This window comes from Pseudomonas cremoris, from assembly GCF_014230465.1.
In genome coordinates this window covers 356,030-370,187 of sequence record NZ_JAAXCY010000007.1, presented here as the reverse complement: position 1 = coordinate 370,187, position 14,158 = coordinate 356,030, and the positions used below count along the sequence as shown (strand labels likewise).

The 14,158-nt window shown below is 62.1% G+C and carries 14 protein-coding genes and 1 pseudogene; 10 read left to right on the top strand and 5 right to left on the bottom strand.

Going from position 1 to position 14,158, the window contains the following annotated elements; translation table 11 throughout:
* Nucleotides 1–105: 105 nt before the first annotated feature.
* Entirely contained in the window at nt 106–1,032 is a 927-nt protein-coding gene (locus HF257_RS19695) for a LysR family transcriptional regulator (protein WP_185706224.1), read from the bottom strand.
* Nucleotides 1,033–1,145: 113 nt separating this feature from the next.
* Between HF257_RS19695 and HF257_RS19690 the strand changes: the two genes are divergently transcribed.
* The 7 genes from HF257_RS19690 to HF257_RS33345 all read left to right on the top strand — a co-directional run bounded on the left by HF257_RS19690 (nt 1,146) and on the right by HF257_RS33345 (nt 8,370).
* Entirely contained in the window at nt 1,146–2,129 is a 984-nt protein-coding gene (locus HF257_RS19690) for an aldo/keto reductase (protein ID WP_185706222.1), read from the top strand.
* Between the two features lie 58 nt (nt 2,130–2,187).
* Nucleotides 2,188–2,952 carry a CDP-diacylglycerol diphosphatase gene (locus HF257_RS19685; protein WP_185706219.1) on the top strand — a complete coding sequence of 255 codons (765 nt, stop codon included), beginning with the start codon at nt 2,188–2,190 and terminating at the stop codon, nt 2,950–2,952.
* Nucleotides 2,953–3,090: 138 nt separating this feature from the next.
* Entirely contained in the window at nt 3,091–5,085 is a 1,995-nt protein-coding gene (locus tag HF257_RS33450; protein ID WP_185706217.1) for an aminotransferase class I/II-fold pyridoxal phosphate-dependent enzyme, read from the top strand.
* 25 nt (nt 5,086–5,110) lie between these two features.
* Nucleotides 5,111–5,965, top strand: coding sequence for a transporter substrate-binding domain-containing protein (locus HF257_RS19675; protein ID WP_185706215.1), 855 nt, complete (start codon nt 5,111–5,113; stop codon nt 5,963–5,965).
* A complete protein-coding gene (locus tag HF257_RS19670; RefSeq protein WP_185706214.1) occupies nt 5,965–6,669 on the top strand; it encodes an ABC transporter permease in 705 nt (234 codons plus the stop codon). The genes HF257_RS19675 and HF257_RS19670 overlap by 1 nt, the downstream gene beginning before the upstream one ends.
* A gap of 7 nt (nt 6,670–6,676) precedes the next feature.
* Nucleotides 6,677–7,375 carry an ABC transporter permease gene (locus tag HF257_RS19665; protein WP_185706212.1) on the top strand — a complete coding sequence of 233 codons (699 nt, stop codon included), beginning with the start codon at nt 6,677–6,679 and terminating at the stop codon, nt 7,373–7,375.
* Entirely contained in the window at nt 7,372–8,370 is a 999-nt protein-coding gene (locus HF257_RS33345) for a DMT family transporter (protein WP_233081310.1), read from the top strand. Before HF257_RS19665 ends, HF257_RS33345 begins: the two co-directional genes overlap by 4 nt.
* Here HF257_RS33345 and HF257_RS19660 read toward each other — a convergent pair.
* A pseudogene (locus tag HF257_RS19660) lies at nt 8,326–8,754 on the bottom strand (TetR family transcriptional regulator C-terminal domain-containing protein); the annotation flags it as partial. The gene HF257_RS33345 and the pseudogene HF257_RS19660 overlap by 45 nt on opposite strands.
* A 201-nt stretch (nt 8,755–8,955) precedes the next feature.
* Between HF257_RS19660 and HF257_RS19655 the strand changes: the two are divergent.
* Entirely contained in the window at nt 8,956–9,954 is a 999-nt protein-coding gene (locus tag HF257_RS19655) for a M14 family metallopeptidase (protein ID WP_185706208.1), read from the top strand.
* A gap of 75 nt (nt 9,955–10,029) precedes the next feature.
* Here HF257_RS19655 and HF257_RS19650 read toward each other — a convergent pair whose 3' ends face one another.
* Together HF257_RS19650 and HF257_RS19645 are read right to left on the bottom strand one after the other, a co-directional pair.
* On the bottom strand, nt 10,030–10,818 hold the full coding sequence (locus HF257_RS19650) for an aldolase (protein ID WP_185706206.1): 789 nt from the start codon (nt 10,816–10,818) through the stop codon (nt 10,030–10,032).
* A gap of 3 nt (nt 10,819–10,821) precedes the next feature.
* Entirely contained in the window at nt 10,822–11,526 is a 705-nt protein-coding gene (locus HF257_RS19645) for a haloacid dehalogenase type II (RefSeq protein WP_185706204.1), read from the bottom strand.
* Nucleotides 11,527–11,640: 114 nt separating this feature from the next.
* On the opposite strand from HF257_RS19645, the gene HF257_RS19640 reads away from it, so the two are divergent.
* A complete protein-coding gene (locus tag HF257_RS19640) occupies nt 11,641–12,489 on the top strand; it encodes a LysR family transcriptional regulator (RefSeq protein ID WP_185706202.1) in 849 nt (282 codons plus the stop codon).
* Nucleotides 12,490–12,604: 115 nt separating this feature from the next.
* Nucleotides 12,605–13,678: an NAD(P)-dependent alcohol dehydrogenase gene (locus HF257_RS19635; RefSeq protein ID WP_185706200.1), complete on the top strand. Its 1,074-nt coding sequence runs from the start codon at nt 12,605–12,607 to the stop codon at nt 13,676–13,678.
* Between the two features lie 2 nt (nt 13,679–13,680).
* On the opposite strand, the gene HF257_RS19630 is transcribed toward HF257_RS19635, so the two are convergent.
* Nucleotides 13,681–14,124, bottom strand: a complete 444-nt coding sequence (locus HF257_RS19630; RefSeq protein ID WP_185706198.1) for an Lrp/AsnC family transcriptional regulator — start codon at nt 14,122–14,124, stop codon at nt 13,681–13,683.
* Between the last annotated feature and the right edge of the window lie 34 nt (nt 14,125–14,158).

The window sequence follows — 14,158 nt, the reverse complement described above, 5'->3', positions numbered from 1 at the left end:
ACAGGTCCACACCCAAGGGCCGATGCCCACGCCCAGCAGCAGGAGTCATCGTGGGGATCCTGGCTGCTCTCTATCCAGGCTTAAGGGCGCCGGCTCGATGCAGGTTCAATGTGGCTCCATCAACTGCGTGCCGATGGTTTTCATGCGGATCATGTCCATCAATTGGCGCAACCCCGGTTGCGATTGCCGGCGGCTGGGGTAATACATGCACAGCGGCTCGCCGATGCACGCCCAGTCAGGCAGCACCGCCACCAGTCGGCCGTCCTTGAGCTCCTGTTCCACGCGGTTGGACAGGCAATACGCAACTCCCACACCCTGCAACGCCGCATTGACGATGGTTTCGGTATCCGCCGCACTGAAGTGGCCGGGCACGTCGAGGCGTTGTTGGCGCGGGCCGTTGCCCAACTCCCACTTGTAGGCGGTCTTGTCGCCCAGGTACATGCGGATGCAGGAGTGTTGCTGCAGGTCTTTGGGGGCTTGGGGGATGCCTCGGCGCGCAAGGTAGGCGGGGGAGGCGACGGTAATCCAGCGCAGCGCGCCGGTAAGCGGCACGGCAACCATGTCCTGCGGCACCGTGGCCCCGTAGCGGATACCGGCGTCGTAGCCTTCGGCGATGATGTCGACCATCTGGTCCTGCACGATCAGGTCCAGGCGCAGTTGCGGGTAGGCGGCGCAGAAATCGCCCAGGATCGGTGCCAGCAACAATACCGCCGCATCGCGCGGCACGTTAAGCCGCAACCGCCCGATGGGCGCCTCGCGGTACAGCTCCAAGGTGTCGAGCCCATCCTTGATGGTGGCGAAGCCTTGGCTGAGTTTTTCTGCCAGCAAGGTGCCGGCATCGGTCGGTTCCACGGCGCGACTGCTGCGGTAGAGCAGTTTCACGCCCAGGCGCGTTTCCAGGTTGCGCATGGTGTGGCTTAACGCCGAGGTGGTCACTCCCAGCTCATGGGCGGCATGGCGGAAGCTGCGCCGCCGGATGATAGCCATGAACACATTGAGATCAGCCAGCTCGGAACGGTTGAAAACAGGCATATCAAGTCTCTTTTGTAGGCATTCGGTTGCATGCGGCGTTGAGCCCTATTCAACCGTGGATGATCTAGAGTAATTGCTTTTCTAAGCTTTATCGTGGGCAGGGGTGTTTTTTCATGTACGTCGAGACCATCCGGATTGCGGGTATCGAAAAGGCGGTTTCGCGAATCGCACTGGGTACCTGGTCCATGGGCGGACATTTGTGGGGCGGCGCGGATGACGAGCTGTCCAGCCGGACCATCCGCCATGCGCTGGCCATCGGCATCAATCTGATCGACACCGCGCCGGTGTATGGCTTTGGCCTGTCCGAAGAACTGATCGGCAAAGCCTTGCGTGGCGTGCGTCACTCGGCCGTGATTTCCACCAAGGCCGGGTTGCAGTGGGACACGGGGACTGTGCAACGCAACGCCACGGCCCAGCGCATTCGCAAAGAGGTCGAGGGCTCGCTCAAACGCCTGGAAACCGACTACATCGACCTGTACCAGGTGCATTGGCCCGACCCCTTGGTGGCCCAGCAAGAAACCGCCGAAGAGCTGGAGCGCCTGCGTGCCGAAGGCAAGATCCTCGCGGTCGGGGTGAGCAACTATTCCACCGCGCAAATGGATCGTTTCAGCCAGTACACGGCGCTGGCCACCGTGCAGCCGCCGTACAACCTGTTCGAACGGGCCATCGACAGCGACATTCTGCCGTACGCCAAGCTGCATTCCCTGGTGGTACTGGCCTATGGCCCCTTGTGCCGAGGGCTGCTCAGCGGCAGCATGCATGCCGCCACGCGGTTTGCCGGTGACGATGTGCGCACGCTGGACCCGAAATTCAAGCCGCCGTGTTTCGAGCAGTACCTGGCGGCCGTTGCTGCGCTGGACGTGTATGCCCGTGAGTACCACGGTAAATCGGTGCTTGCCCTGGCTTTGCGCTGGGTGCTCGACCAAGGCCCGACGATCGCCCTGTGGGGCGCGCGCCGGCCCGAGCAGTTACGCGGCTTTGAAGAGGTGTTTGGCTGGCGGTTATCGCCCGATCACCTGACACATATCGACCGTATTCTGGCCGCTACGATTAAAGACCCAGTTGGCCCCGAGTTCCTGGCGCCACCCGAGCGTTAACCCTGCGACAGGGATGTCGGCAGCTCACACCATCATCCCTGTACATCGAGGTTCATGCATGAGGCGCGGTACTGTTTTCACCCTCGCGGGTGGTTTGCTCTGTGGCGGGTTGATGCTTGCAGCCTTGCAGTGGCGAGGCAACCCCGACGTCCTGTGGCAGATCGTCAGCCAGCAGTGCGTCCCCGACCAGCAACAGCAGCACAATCCAGCCCCTTGCCTGGCCGTGGACCTGGACCGTGGCTTTACGCTACTCAAGGACCGCAACGGCCCGCTGCAGGACCTGTTGATTCCCACCGACAAAGTCACCGGCATCGAAGACCCGGCCCTGGGAAAGCCATGGCTGCCGCATTACGTGGCATTGGCCTGGAAGTACCGCAGCGTGTTGTCCGCTGGCCTTTCCACCCCCGTACCTGACCGCTTTGTTTCAGTGGCGATCAACTCCCGATATGGCCGTTCCCAGAACCAGTTGCACGTGCACATCGCCTGCCTGCGCCCGGAGGTGTTTGCCGCGATCAATCAGTCAGGCGCACACCTCGACGAGCACTGGCAAGTGTTGCCTGCCCAACTGCACGGGCATACCTACACGGCGCGCAGACTGTCGACGCAAGACGCAGACACGCAGGACCCGCTGGCGCTGCTGCGTGACTACGTGGATGCACAAGGCGATTCCATGCGCGGCTACAGTTTGCTGATGGCCCCGCTGGGCGACGGCGGCTTTGTGCTGCTCGCCACCCACCTGGCGTTGAGGGAATGGAATCTGGGCTCGACCGAGGAACTTCAGGACGTCAAGTGTGGCTTGATGAAACCGCAACAAGGCGCTTAACGACCTCTTTGGACGATAAACGACACGGGTCCAAACTTACCCATTGAACGACTGTTCAGTTTGAACTATGTTGACCGCATCCACCCGTTTGCCAACAAACGGGTTCGCGCTTTTTCTTCTTGAACGAGAGGCTCTGGCATGCGGTTTTCCCCCTTCGTCGAACGAATTGCAGGGCAGGGCGTAGCCGCCTGGGACATCCACCACGCCGCGTTCCACGCCGCCAGCCAGGGCGAAGACATCATCATCCTCAGCGTCGGCGATCCGGATTTCGCCACCCCCTCTTTTATCACCGATGCCGCCATCGGCGCACTACGCGAAGGCGACACCCACTACACTGAAATTCCCGGCCGCCCGGCACTGCGCGAGGCGATTGCCGCACGTTACAGCCAGACATTGGCGCGCCCGTTGACTGCCGAAAACGTCATCAGCGTGGCCGGTGCGCAGAACGCGTTGTTCGTGACGTCCCTGTGTCTGCTGCAAGCGGGCGATGAAGTGCTGGTGCTTGACCCGATGTACGTCACCTACGAGGCCACGCTCAAAGCCAGCGGCGCGACGTTGGTGCGCGTGCGATGTTCGCCGGAATCGGGCTTCAGGCTCGATCCGCAGGCGCTCGCCGCCGCGATTACGCCACGTACTCGGGCCATTTTCTTCTCCAACCCCAACAACCCCACCGGCGTGGTACTGAGCCGCGACGAGTTGCAGGCTATCGCCGATTTGGCCATCGCCCACGACCTCTGGGTGGTGGTGGATGAGGTGTACGAAAGCCTGGTGTTCGATGGCGAGTACCACAGCCTCGCCGCGTTGCCGGGCATGGCTGAGCGCTGCGTGGTGATTGGCAGTTTGTCCAAGTCCCATGCCATGACCGGCTGGCGTATCGGTTGGATCATCGCCAACCCGCAGATGGTCGCCCACGCCGAAACCCTGGTGCTGAGCATGCTGTATGGGCTGCCGGGCTTTGTGATGGAAGCGGCCACCGCCGCGGTGCTGGCCCATGATGAAGTGACCGCTGGCATGCGCGAGATCTATCGGCGCCGGCGTGACCTGGTGGTGGCTGGCCTGGCCGCGTGCCCGGGGATCACGGTGCAGGCGCCGCAAGCGGGCATGTTTGTGTTGGTGGATGTGCGCGGCACTGGCTTGAGTTCCCTGGATTTTGCCTGGCGGTTGTTCCGTGAAGCCGGCGTGTCAGTGCTCGACGCCGCTGCATTTGGCGAGCCGGCGCAAGGTTTTGTGCGCTTGTCCTTTACCCTCGGCGAAGAGCGCCTGGCCGAAGCCTGCCAGCGCATCGCACAGTTTGTCGCCAAGCTGGCGGGCGAGCCGCGTATCGCGGCTGCGCCCAGAATCGAAGTGGTGCAGCCAGCGCAAGCCAAGAAGATGATCGAGGTCATCGACCTGCATAAGCGCTTCGGCAATATCGAAGTGCTCAAGGGCATATCCCTCACGGCTCACGAAGGTGAGGTTATCTCGCTGATCGGCGCCAGCGGCTCGGGCAAGAGCACATTGCTGCGCTGCATCAACATGCTCGAAGTGCCGGACCAGGGCAGCATCCACGTGGACGGTGAGAGCATCAAACTCAACTATGGCCGTCCCGGCGCGCCGCTGGTGGCCGATGCCAAACAGCTGGTGCGCATTCGCTCAACGCTGGGTATGGTGTTTCAGAACTTCAACCTGTGGCCGCACCGCACAGTCCTGGAAAACCTGATCGAAGCTCCGACCCAGGTGCTGCGCGAAAGCCGCGCCGAGGCCACCGAACGCGCCGAAGCCTTGCTCGACCGCGTTGGCCTGGCCGCCAAGCGCAATGAGTTCCCAGCGTTCCTTTCCGGTGGCCAGCAACAGCGGGTGGCGATTGCTCGCGCGCTGGCCATGCGTCCCAAAGTCATGCTGTTCGACGAACCCACCTCGGCCCTCGACCCTGAACTGGTGGGCGAGGTACTGCGGGTGATCCGCTCCCTGGCCGAAGAGGGCCGCACCATGATCCTGGTCACCCATGAAATGGCGTTCGCCCGGGATGTGTCGTCGAAAGTGGCGTTCTTGCACCAAGGCATGATCGAAGAAACCGGCTCGCCGGATGCGGTGTTTATCGACCCACGCAGTGAGCGTTGCCGACAGTTCGTCAACGCGCATCAAACTCGCTAACTCCATAAAAAGACGGGGCAAAATCATGAAATCCAAACGCATGGCAACGTGGTTGAGCAGTGCAGTGTTGGTGTTGGCCGCAGGTTTTACCCTGGCGGCAGAGAAACCCATCGTGTTTGCGGTCGCGGCCGAACCCTACCCACCGTTCACCGTGAAAGGCGGCAACGGCCAGTGGTCCGGCTTTGAGGTGGACCTGATCCACAAGCTGTGCGAAGGCATGAAAGCCGAATGCCAGATCAAGGAAGTGGCGTGGGACGGCATTATCCCGTCGTTGCTGGCGAAGAAGATCGACGTGATCTTCTCGTCAATGTCAGTGACCGATGAGCGCGAAAAACAGATCGCGTTCAGCCGCGCCTATTACGACTCTCTGCTGGGCGTCGCCGGGCCGAAGGGCAGCGAAGTGGAGATCTCGCCGGCGGGCCTCAAGGGCAAACTGATCGGCGTGCAGATCTCCACCGTCAGCGCCAACTACTTGAAGAAGTACTACGAAAAAATCGCCGACCTTAAGTACTACGACACTCAGGAATCAGCCAACGCGGACCTGATTGCTGGACGAATCGATTACATGATGGCCGACGACACCGCCATCGCCATGATGGTCAAGACCCCGGAAGCCAGCGGCCTGGCGCATATCGCCAGCGTGCCCTACGACCCGATCATCGGCCGTGGCGTTGGCGCAGGGCTGCGCAAGGAAGACACCGCGCTCAAGGCCCGTCTGGACAAAGCGATTGGTGAATTACTGGTCAGCAAGGACTACGACGACCTGTCGCAACACTACTTCGGCCTGTCGGTCAGCCCATGCAAGCGCAGCGATACCCCGGCGTTTGTCAGTAAGACCTGTGACAGCCCCTACCAGCAAATCGCCCAGAAGAGCGAATGATGTTCGAGCTACTCAGCTTTGGCGAACAAGGGTGGGGCAACGCGTTGCTCAAAGGGTTATGGATGACCCTGCAGATCTCCGCCGGGTCGTTTGTGGTCGGCTTGTTGATCGGCCTGGTGGTGGCCTGTGCCAAGCTCAGTGCACCGCGCCCGATCGGGTTGTTGATGCGCGGCTACACCACGGTGTTTCGTGCGGTGCCGGAACTGCTGTTGATCCTGCTGCTGTATTACGCAGGGTCCATGGGCCTCAACGCGCTGATGCTGTGGCTGGGCTTTGAGCAGGTCAATATCAGCGGGCCGCTGGTGGCGATCCTGGTGCTGGGGTTGGTGCAGGGCGCCTACGCGTCGGAGATTTTCCGCGCGGCGATCCTGGCGATTCCCCACGGCCAGATCGAGGCAGCACGGGCTTTCGGCTTGAGCGGGTTTGGCCTGTTCCGTCGGGTGACGTTGCCGATCATGGCGCCGTACGCCTTGGCGGGCATGTCCAACCTGTGGATCAACCTGATCAAGGACAGCGCACTGATCAGCGTGGTCGGCACCAACGAACTGCTGTACACCGCCAAGCAAGCGGCGGGCTCGACCCGGCAATACCTGTTGTTCTACCTCACGGCCGCCGCCCTGTATTACCTGGTGACGCTGGCTTCCAACTACCTGTCCGGACGTCTGGAGCGGCGTATTCGTCGCTGGATGCCGGTTGTCGAGTGAGGGGCACATGCCTGAATGGATAAGCTATTACGCGGGCCTGATCGCCAAGGGCTTGCAGACCACCTTGTCGCTGCTGGTGATTTCGGCGGTGCTGGGTTTTGCCCTGGCGGTTCTGGTGGCGTTGGCGCGTTTGTCGCGGCGTAAATGGCTGGCCCGCAGCGCACTGGCGTACACCAGTGTGCTGCGGGGCACGCCGTTGCTGATCCAGATCTACATTTTCTATTACGGGTTGGGCAGCTTGTTTGCGCAGTTCCCGATGATCCGCAGCAGTTTCCTGTGGCCGTATTTGCGTGACGGCTACTGGTACATCGTGTTTGCCCTGGTGCTGTCGGTGGGCGCGTATGTGGGGGAGGTGATTCGCGGCGGCCTGCTGGCGGTGCCCAAGGGTGAGATGGAAGCCGCCTCGGCGTTTGGCATGACACCGCGCCAGGCGTTGCTGCGGGTGCGCCTGCCACGGGCAATGCGCCTGTTGTTGCCAACACTGGCCGGGGAAACGGTGATGTTGCTCAAGTCCACTGCATTGGCATCGACGATCGCCGTGGTTGACCTGCTGGGCGCGGCCAACGTGGTGCGCGCGCAAACCTTGCAGATTTACCAGCCATTGCTGTTGGTCGCGGGGGTGTACCTGTGCCTGACCTTTTTGATCGAAGGCGTGTATGCCATCGCCGAACGGCGCGGAACGCCGCTGCGCAGGTCGGCCGGATGAACCAGGACCGCTCGCTGCAAGGGATCGCCCTGTGCTCCCTGGCCTATTTGTTCCTGGCGTTGCAGGACGCGGTGATCAAGTGGCTGGTGGCCGATTATTCGGTGTTTACCATTTTGTTCTGGCGCAGTTTGGTGGTGGTCGCGGCCTGCGTGATTGCCGGGCGCTGGGGGTTGTTGCGCCGTGCCTGGACGTCGGTCAGCCGCCGCTTGCTGGTCATTCGTGGGCTGCTGTCGTTGCTGGCGTGGCTGTTGTATTACACCGCCGCCAAGGACCTGACCCTGGCGGAAATGACCACGTTGTATTTCTCCGCGCCGATCATGGTGACGTTGCTCGCGGCGCTGATCCTCAAGGAGCGCGCCAGCCGTGGCCAGTGGATTTCGCTGGTCATCGGCTTTGTCGGGGTGATCATCGCGTGTCGCCCGAGCAATATGCTCGACCCGGTGCCCATCGCCCTGACCCTGGCGGCGGCGCTGTGCTGGGCGTTTACCTATATCCAGCTGCGCCAGGTCGACCCGGCGACTTCGGTGCTGGAACAGATGCTGATCACCAACGTGGTGTTCGTGATCTGCATGGCGGTGACCTTGCCCTGGACCCACACCCCGGCACCGACATCCGCCTGGCTGGGGATGTTGGCGGCGGGCATGGTCGGCGGTATTGGGCAATTTCTACTGTTTGCGAGTTTCCGACGTGCCACCGCCACCTTGCTCGCGCCGTTCGAATACACCGGGCTGATATGGGCGTTCATCCTGTCCAGCCTGGTGTGGGGTACCGTGATGGACGGCTCGCTGATCATTGGCGCGGTGCTGATCGCCATCAGTGGCACCCTGGCCATGCTCAGTGCGCGGCATCCGGTGTCACAGGACGTGGTCGGCGCCGAATGCTCCGTGACGCAGCCCCTGTACCCAGCAGCGGCAGATGTGCAGCCCGTTGGCGGGGCTGAAGGTGCCGGGGTTGAGACACCCCTCAAGCCAGAGTCCGTCGAGCATCGCCGATAAGCCGATGGCCGCCAAACGGCTGTCGTGGATCACCAGGTTTTCGCTGCGGGCCAAGTCGTCCAGCAGCTGTTGGATCAGCGCCAGGTAGGCGTGGTAGCTGTTTTCGTGGGATTGGTTAACGTGGGGGGAGTGGCGTATCAGGCTCCAGAACACCACCCACACGCCGAGTAGGTCGGGGTCCATCACCCGTGGCGAAAACGACGCGCTGAGGAACGCATCCAGGCGCGCGGCAGCACCTTCGGCGTGCTCGACCTGTTCCCACAGGGCGCTGGTCAGCTCGTTGGCCAGCTTGTGGTAGGTCTCGGCAATCAGCGCGTCGATGCTGCCGAAATGATGGTTTAGCAACCCCACGGACACCCCGGCTTCAGCCGCAATACGCCGCACGGAAATGCCCGCGTGGCCGTCGCGAGCCAGGCAGGTGAGGGTGGCAGCGACCAGCAAGTCTCGGCGTTCGTCGGGGCCGGCGCGGCGCAGTTTGGGAGGGTCGACAGTCACGGGATCGCCTTTGATGGAAGACCGGAATCATCAGGTTAGTTGAACGGCTGTTCAATCTCTACCGATTAATTGATCAGAGGAGGGCAAGGCATGGCAAAAGACCTTTCGTGGCATGTGAACGGTGACGCTGGCAACCGGCTGCATATCGGCGCCTGGCGGTTTGACGGTGATGGCAGCGGGCCCCGCGTGCACCTGCAAGCGGGTGTGCATGCCGATGAAATCGCCGGGATGCTGGTGCTGCATCAGCTGCTGCCGCGTTTGCAGGCTTGCCAAGACCAAGGGCGCCTGCGCGGCACCGTCACGGTGGTGCCGCAAGCCAATCCGTTTGGCATCGGGCAGTTTCGTCAGGGCCGCGTGTTAGGGCGCTTTCATGAGGCCACCGGGCAGAACTTCAACCGTGGCTTCGACCAATCCCTGGCCCTGCAGCGCCCGGCCAACAACTTCGCGCAATGGCAAAAAAGCCTGGCGCAATTGGCCCTCGATGCCGATTTGATGCTGGACCTGCACACTGACGACGAAGCGCTGCCGTATCTCTACATCCACCGCCGTTTCTGGCCGGAGCAGGGGTTGGCGCTGGCGGCGGCGTTGCAAGCCGAGGTAGTCATCGTGTGGGACGAAGGCGGTGACGGCTCTTTTGAAGAAACGGTCATCAACCATGGCTCACCGCGCCTGACGGCCACGATTGAATTGCGCGGGCAAGCGGACGTCAGCGATGCGCTGGCCAAGCAAGATGCCGATGGCCTGTGGGCGTGGCTGTGCATCAGTGGGGTGATCGACGAAGTGGCCGACATCGCCGAATGGCAGGGCGACGTGGTGGATATGGGCTGCATGGAAACCATCCTTGCGCCCTGCGCCGGCGTGCTGGTGTTTGAAATCGGCCTGGGGGATTACGTTGAGGAGGGGCAACGCTTCGCTCGAATCATCGGTCGCCCGGGCGATCCCCACTCCGAAGTAATCTTGCACGCCGCGCAAACCGGCCGCATGGTCACCGGCCACCGCGAGCGCCTGGTAGCGCAGGGTTCGGTGGTGGCGAAATTCACCGGGACACGTTTATCCGAGGGCTACAACGGCGGGCCGCTGGATCCATAGTGTGCGATAGCGGCGTGCCAGTCAGTCACACCGCTATCGCAGGCAAGCCAGCTCCTACATTTGGATGAGTGGGAGTCAGGTATCGAAATGCGACCCCAGCCTTTTCAGGCGGCGCATCCCGCTGTCCAGATGTGCCCGTGCACTGGCCGGGTCGCCTTCACGCATTTGCTCGTAGGTAAGCTGAGCCACCGTGGGGTCGATCAACTGCAGTGGCCGCCCGCTGGCCATCGCCTTCAACTGCACCTCGGCGGCCCGCTCCAGGTAGTACAAGTCATCCCAGGCTTCGGCGATGTTTGGCGCGGCCACCATGACACCGTGGTTTTTCAGGAACAGGATGTCGGCATCGCCCAGCGCCTCGGCGATGCGCTGGCCTTCGCGGTTATCCAGGGCCAGCCCGTTGTAGTGTTCGTCCACTGCCGTGCGCCCGTAGAACTTCAACGCCGTCTGACCCAGCCACAATAACGGTGGTCCTTGCAGCAGGCACAGGGCGGTGGCATTGGGCATATGGGTATGAAATGCCGCCTTGATGCGCGGCTGCAATTGGTGCAACTGGGCGTGGATGTAAAACGCGGTAGCCTCCGGGGTACCGCTGCCATCGATCACGTTGCCGGCAAAGTCACACACCAACAGACGGGAGGCGGTGATTTCCTCAAAGGCATAACCAAACGGATTGACGAAAAACAGCCCGTCATGCCCCGGCACCGTGGCCGAAAAGTGGTTACAGATGCCTTCTTCCATCCCGTGCAACGCCGCCAGCTGCAGGCAGGCGGCCAGCTCGAGACGGGCATCGATGACTGCGCGACTGTCGAGGTCGAAACGCCCGGCCCGTGGGCTGGAGGAAGTGGGTGTAAATGTATGGGCCATGGCTCACCACCCCAAGGACTTGAACAGTCCAGGCACGCCATCGAGGGTCGGCAGGATCGCATCCGGGGTGTAGTCGGCCAGCAATTGGCGGCCTGTGCCTCGGTCGATCCACACGCAGCGAAAACCCATATCCCGTGCCGCCGCGTGGTCAAGGTGGGGGCTGGCGCAGATGTGCACCACTTGGTCCAGGCTTACCCCCAGTTGCTGATGAGCATGGTCGAACAAGCGACGGTCGGGTTTGTAGGCGCCGGCCTGTTGGGCGGTGATGACCCGGTCGATATAGCCGCCCAGTTGCGCAACATTACCGCTGATCACGTCATCGTCGGTGTTGGAGACGATGCACAGTTTGTAACCCAACGCCTTGAGCTGCCCCAGCGTGCCCACCACTTCGGGAAACGGCGGCATGGCACTGATGCTGTCAGTGAGCAGTGCGCCGTCGTGCTCGTTGGCCGTTAGCCCCAGCTCTTGTAAGGCCCGTTGCAAACTCAAACCTGCCAGGGTGCGAAAGTTGCGATGCGGCGGCGTTTGCTCCAGGGCGTGTTCGTGATGATCGTAGACGCTGATCAAGGTTTCCCGATCGACCTGGTGCTCGCCTTTTTCATCCAGGATGCGGTCGATGGCGGCACGCAGGCCTTCATCCCACTGGATCAGAGTGCCGTAGCAGTCAAAGGTCAGCCACAGCGGGCGAGGAGAATGTTCGAGTGGCATGGGTCACCTGTCGGGTCATGGAGGATGTAACCCAGCATAGGAAGCCTGGCTGTCAGTTGGAAATTAAATTAACCTCTGTATCACAGTTGATTTCTCGATATGAGAGGCCCCACCATGTTTGATCTTGAGTTACTGCACACCCTGGTCTGCGTGGTGGATGAAGGCAGCTTTACCCGTGCCGCCGAGCGGGTGCACCGTACCCAGTCCACCGTCAGCCAGCAGATTCGCAAGCTGGAAGACAGCATCGGCCAAGTGCTGCTGGTGCGCGACCGTTCCGGCCAGCATGTCAGCCCCACCGAACAGGGTGAGTTATTGACCCAGTACGCTCGGCGCCTGTTAAGCCTGTCCCGCGAGGCCCGTGATGCCTTGAACACCGACACCCGCCTAGTGCCGGTGCGCCTGGGCGTACCCGAGGACTTCGATGCCACGCGCATGGCCTCGATACTTTCCGGCTTCGTCCGCGCCCGCCCGCAAGCGCGGCTCGAAACGGTGAGTGGCATGAGCACAGAGCTGCGTCGGCAACTCGACAAGGGGGACATCGATATCGCCCTGGTCAAGCGCGAAGCCGGCAGCGGCGAGTGCCATGCCCATTGGCCGGAGACGTTGGTGTGGGTGTGTGGCCAGGGTCAGGACCTGCAGGCTGAAACCCTGCCGCTGGCGTTGTTTCCTCAAGGGTGCATTTACCGCCAGCGGGCCATTCGTACCTTGGACAAAGCGCGACGCAGCTGGCGCGTGGCATTCGGCAGTCACAGCCTGACGGGCATCCAGGCCGCCGTCGCGTCGGGCCTGGGCATCAGCATCCTGCCCATGAGCGCCGTGTTGCCCAGCCACCGAATCTGCCAGGAACTACCGCCCGTGCCGCCTTCGGAACTGGCGCTGATCAGCGGTGCGCAGCCGCTCAGTGCCACCCACCGCGACTTGATTGAATGCCTGCGCGCAGAGATTGGGCTGTCGGCGGCATAAGATCGACACCCGGTCATGGCATGCCACGGTGGGTTGACTACGATCAACGTTTGTCGTGCCAACTGGATGCAGTCTGAGGGTTCTATCCAGCCGCCCAACGCAGGAGCGTCGTCACATGGCAACCATGAGAGCAGCAGTCTTCGTTGAAAAAAACCGCATCGTCCTGGATGAAAAGCCGATTCCCGAAGTCGGCCCCCTCGATGCGCTGGTGCGCATCACCACCACCACCATCTGTGGCACCGACGTGCATATCCTGCGCGGTGAATATCCCGTGGCCAAAGGGCTGACGGTGGGCCATGAGCCGGTCGGCGTGATCGAGCGGCTCGGCTCCCAAGTGCGCGGGTTTGTCGAAGGACAACGGGTGATCGCCGGGGCTATTACCCCCAGCGGTCAAAGCTATGCCTGCTTGTGCGGCTGCGGCTCCCAGGACGGCCCTGACACCCGCCACGGCTTTCGCGCGGCGGGCGGTTGGAAGTTCGGCAATACCATTGACGGCTGCCAGGCCGAATACGTATTGGTGCCGGATGCGCTGGCGAACCTGTGCCCGATCCCAGATGGCCTGAGCGATGAGCAGGTGCTGATGTGCCCCGACATCATGTCCACCGGCTTTTCCGGCGCCGAACGGGGCGACGTGAATATTGGCGATACGGTGGTGGTGTTCGCGTTGGGGCCGATTGGCTTGTGTGCCGTGGCGGGTGCGCGGCTGAAGGGTGCATCGAAGATTATCGGCGTCGATGGCGTCAGTGAGCGCATGAGCGTTGCCAAGCGCCTCGGCGCAACCGATATCGTCGACTTCCATAAAGGCGATGTCGTCGAGCAGATCATGGCGCTGACGGACGGCCGTGGCGTGGATGTGGCGATCGAGGCGCTGGGCACCCAAGGGACGTTTGAATCAGCGCTACGCGTATTGCGCCCGGGCGGACGGGTCTCAAGCCTGGGGGTGTATTCCAGCGACCTGCGCATTCCGTACGACGCCTTTGGCGCTGGCCTTGGCGACTACAGCATCGTGTCCACCTTGTGCCCCGGCGGCAAGGAACGCATGCGCCGCTTGATGGCGGTGGTGGCCAGCGGTGGGGTCGACCTTTCGCCGTTGGTGACCCACCGCTTCAAGCTCGATGACATCGAGGCCGCCTACGAGCTGTTCGCCCACCAGCGCGACGGCGTGATGAAGGTCGCGATTACGCCGTAACGTTACACGCCAGCCAACGGGGGGAGTCGGCGTTTCACGGGGGTTTTCTTGACGATGGCCGTATTGGTTTCGGCGTAGGCGTTAAGTCGGTCGAGCAGGGTGTCGAGCTGTTCCATGGTGCGTACGTGCAGGCGCGCGATAAAACAGTCATCGCCGGTGACCTTGTCGCACTCGGTGAACTCCGGGATCGCCTGGATTTGCCGTTCCACCTCCTGCAATTTACCGGGCAGGGGGCGGATGCGCACGATGGCTTGCAGCAGATAGCCGAAGTGCTTGGGGTCGATGTCGACGGTGTAGTGGGTCAGCACGCCGCGTTCTTCCAGGCGTCTCAAACGTTCGCCGACGCTGGGCGAAGACAACCCGGTAATCCCCGCCAGGGCCTTGAGTGACAGGCGCGAGTCGTCCATCAAAGCGGCGATGAGTTGCTGGTCGATGGTGTCAATCATGATGTCTGCCTAATAAGAAAAGGTCATCTTCAGG

What these genes read in the sequence shown, in the direction of transcription:
- HF257_RS19695 (WP_185706224.1), bottom strand. Translation starts at nt 1,032, where the DNA reads ATGCCTGTTTTCAACCGTTCCGAGCTGGCTGATCTCAATGTGTTCATG.
- HF257_RS19690 (WP_185706222.1), top strand. Translation starts at nt 1,146, where the DNA reads ATGTACGTCGAGACCATCCGGATTGCGGGTATCGAAAAGGCGGTTTCG.
- HF257_RS19685 (WP_185706219.1), top strand. Translation starts at nt 2,188, where the DNA reads ATGAGGCGCGGTACTGTTTTCACCCTCGCGGGTGGTTTGCTCTGTGGC.
- HF257_RS33450 (WP_185706217.1), top strand. Translation starts at nt 3,091, where the DNA reads ATGCGGTTTTCCCCCTTCGTCGAACGAATTGCAGGGCAGGGCGTAGCC.
- HF257_RS19675 (WP_185706215.1), top strand. Translation starts at nt 5,111, where the DNA reads ATGAAATCCAAACGCATGGCAACGTGGTTGAGCAGTGCAGTGTTGGTG.
- HF257_RS19670 (WP_185706214.1), top strand. Translation starts at nt 5,965, where the DNA reads ATGTTCGAGCTACTCAGCTTTGGCGAACAAGGGTGGGGCAACGCGTTG.
- HF257_RS19665 (WP_185706212.1), top strand. Translation starts at nt 6,677, where the DNA reads ATGCCTGAATGGATAAGCTATTACGCGGGCCTGATCGCCAAGGGCTTG.
- HF257_RS33345 (WP_233081310.1), top strand. Translation starts at nt 7,372, where the DNA reads ATGAACCAGGACCGCTCGCTGCAAGGGATCGCCCTGTGCTCCCTGGCC.
- HF257_RS19655 (WP_185706208.1), top strand. Translation starts at nt 8,956, where the DNA reads ATGGCAAAAGACCTTTCGTGGCATGTGAACGGTGACGCTGGCAACCGG.
- HF257_RS19650 (WP_185706206.1), bottom strand. Translation starts at nt 10,818, where the DNA reads ATGGCCCATACATTTACACCCACTTCCTCCAGCCCACGGGCCGGGCGT.
- HF257_RS19645 (WP_185706204.1), bottom strand. Translation starts at nt 11,526, where the DNA reads ATGCCACTCGAACATTCTCCTCGCCCGCTGTGGCTGACCTTTGACTGC.
- HF257_RS19640 (WP_185706202.1), top strand. Translation starts at nt 11,641, where the DNA reads ATGTTTGATCTTGAGTTACTGCACACCCTGGTCTGCGTGGTGGATGAA.
- HF257_RS19635 (WP_185706200.1), top strand. Translation starts at nt 12,605, where the DNA reads ATGGCAACCATGAGAGCAGCAGTCTTCGTTGAAAAAAACCGCATCGTC.
- HF257_RS19630 (WP_185706198.1), bottom strand. Translation starts at nt 14,124, where the DNA reads ATGATTGACACCATCGACCAGCAACTCATCGCCGCTTTGATGGACGAC.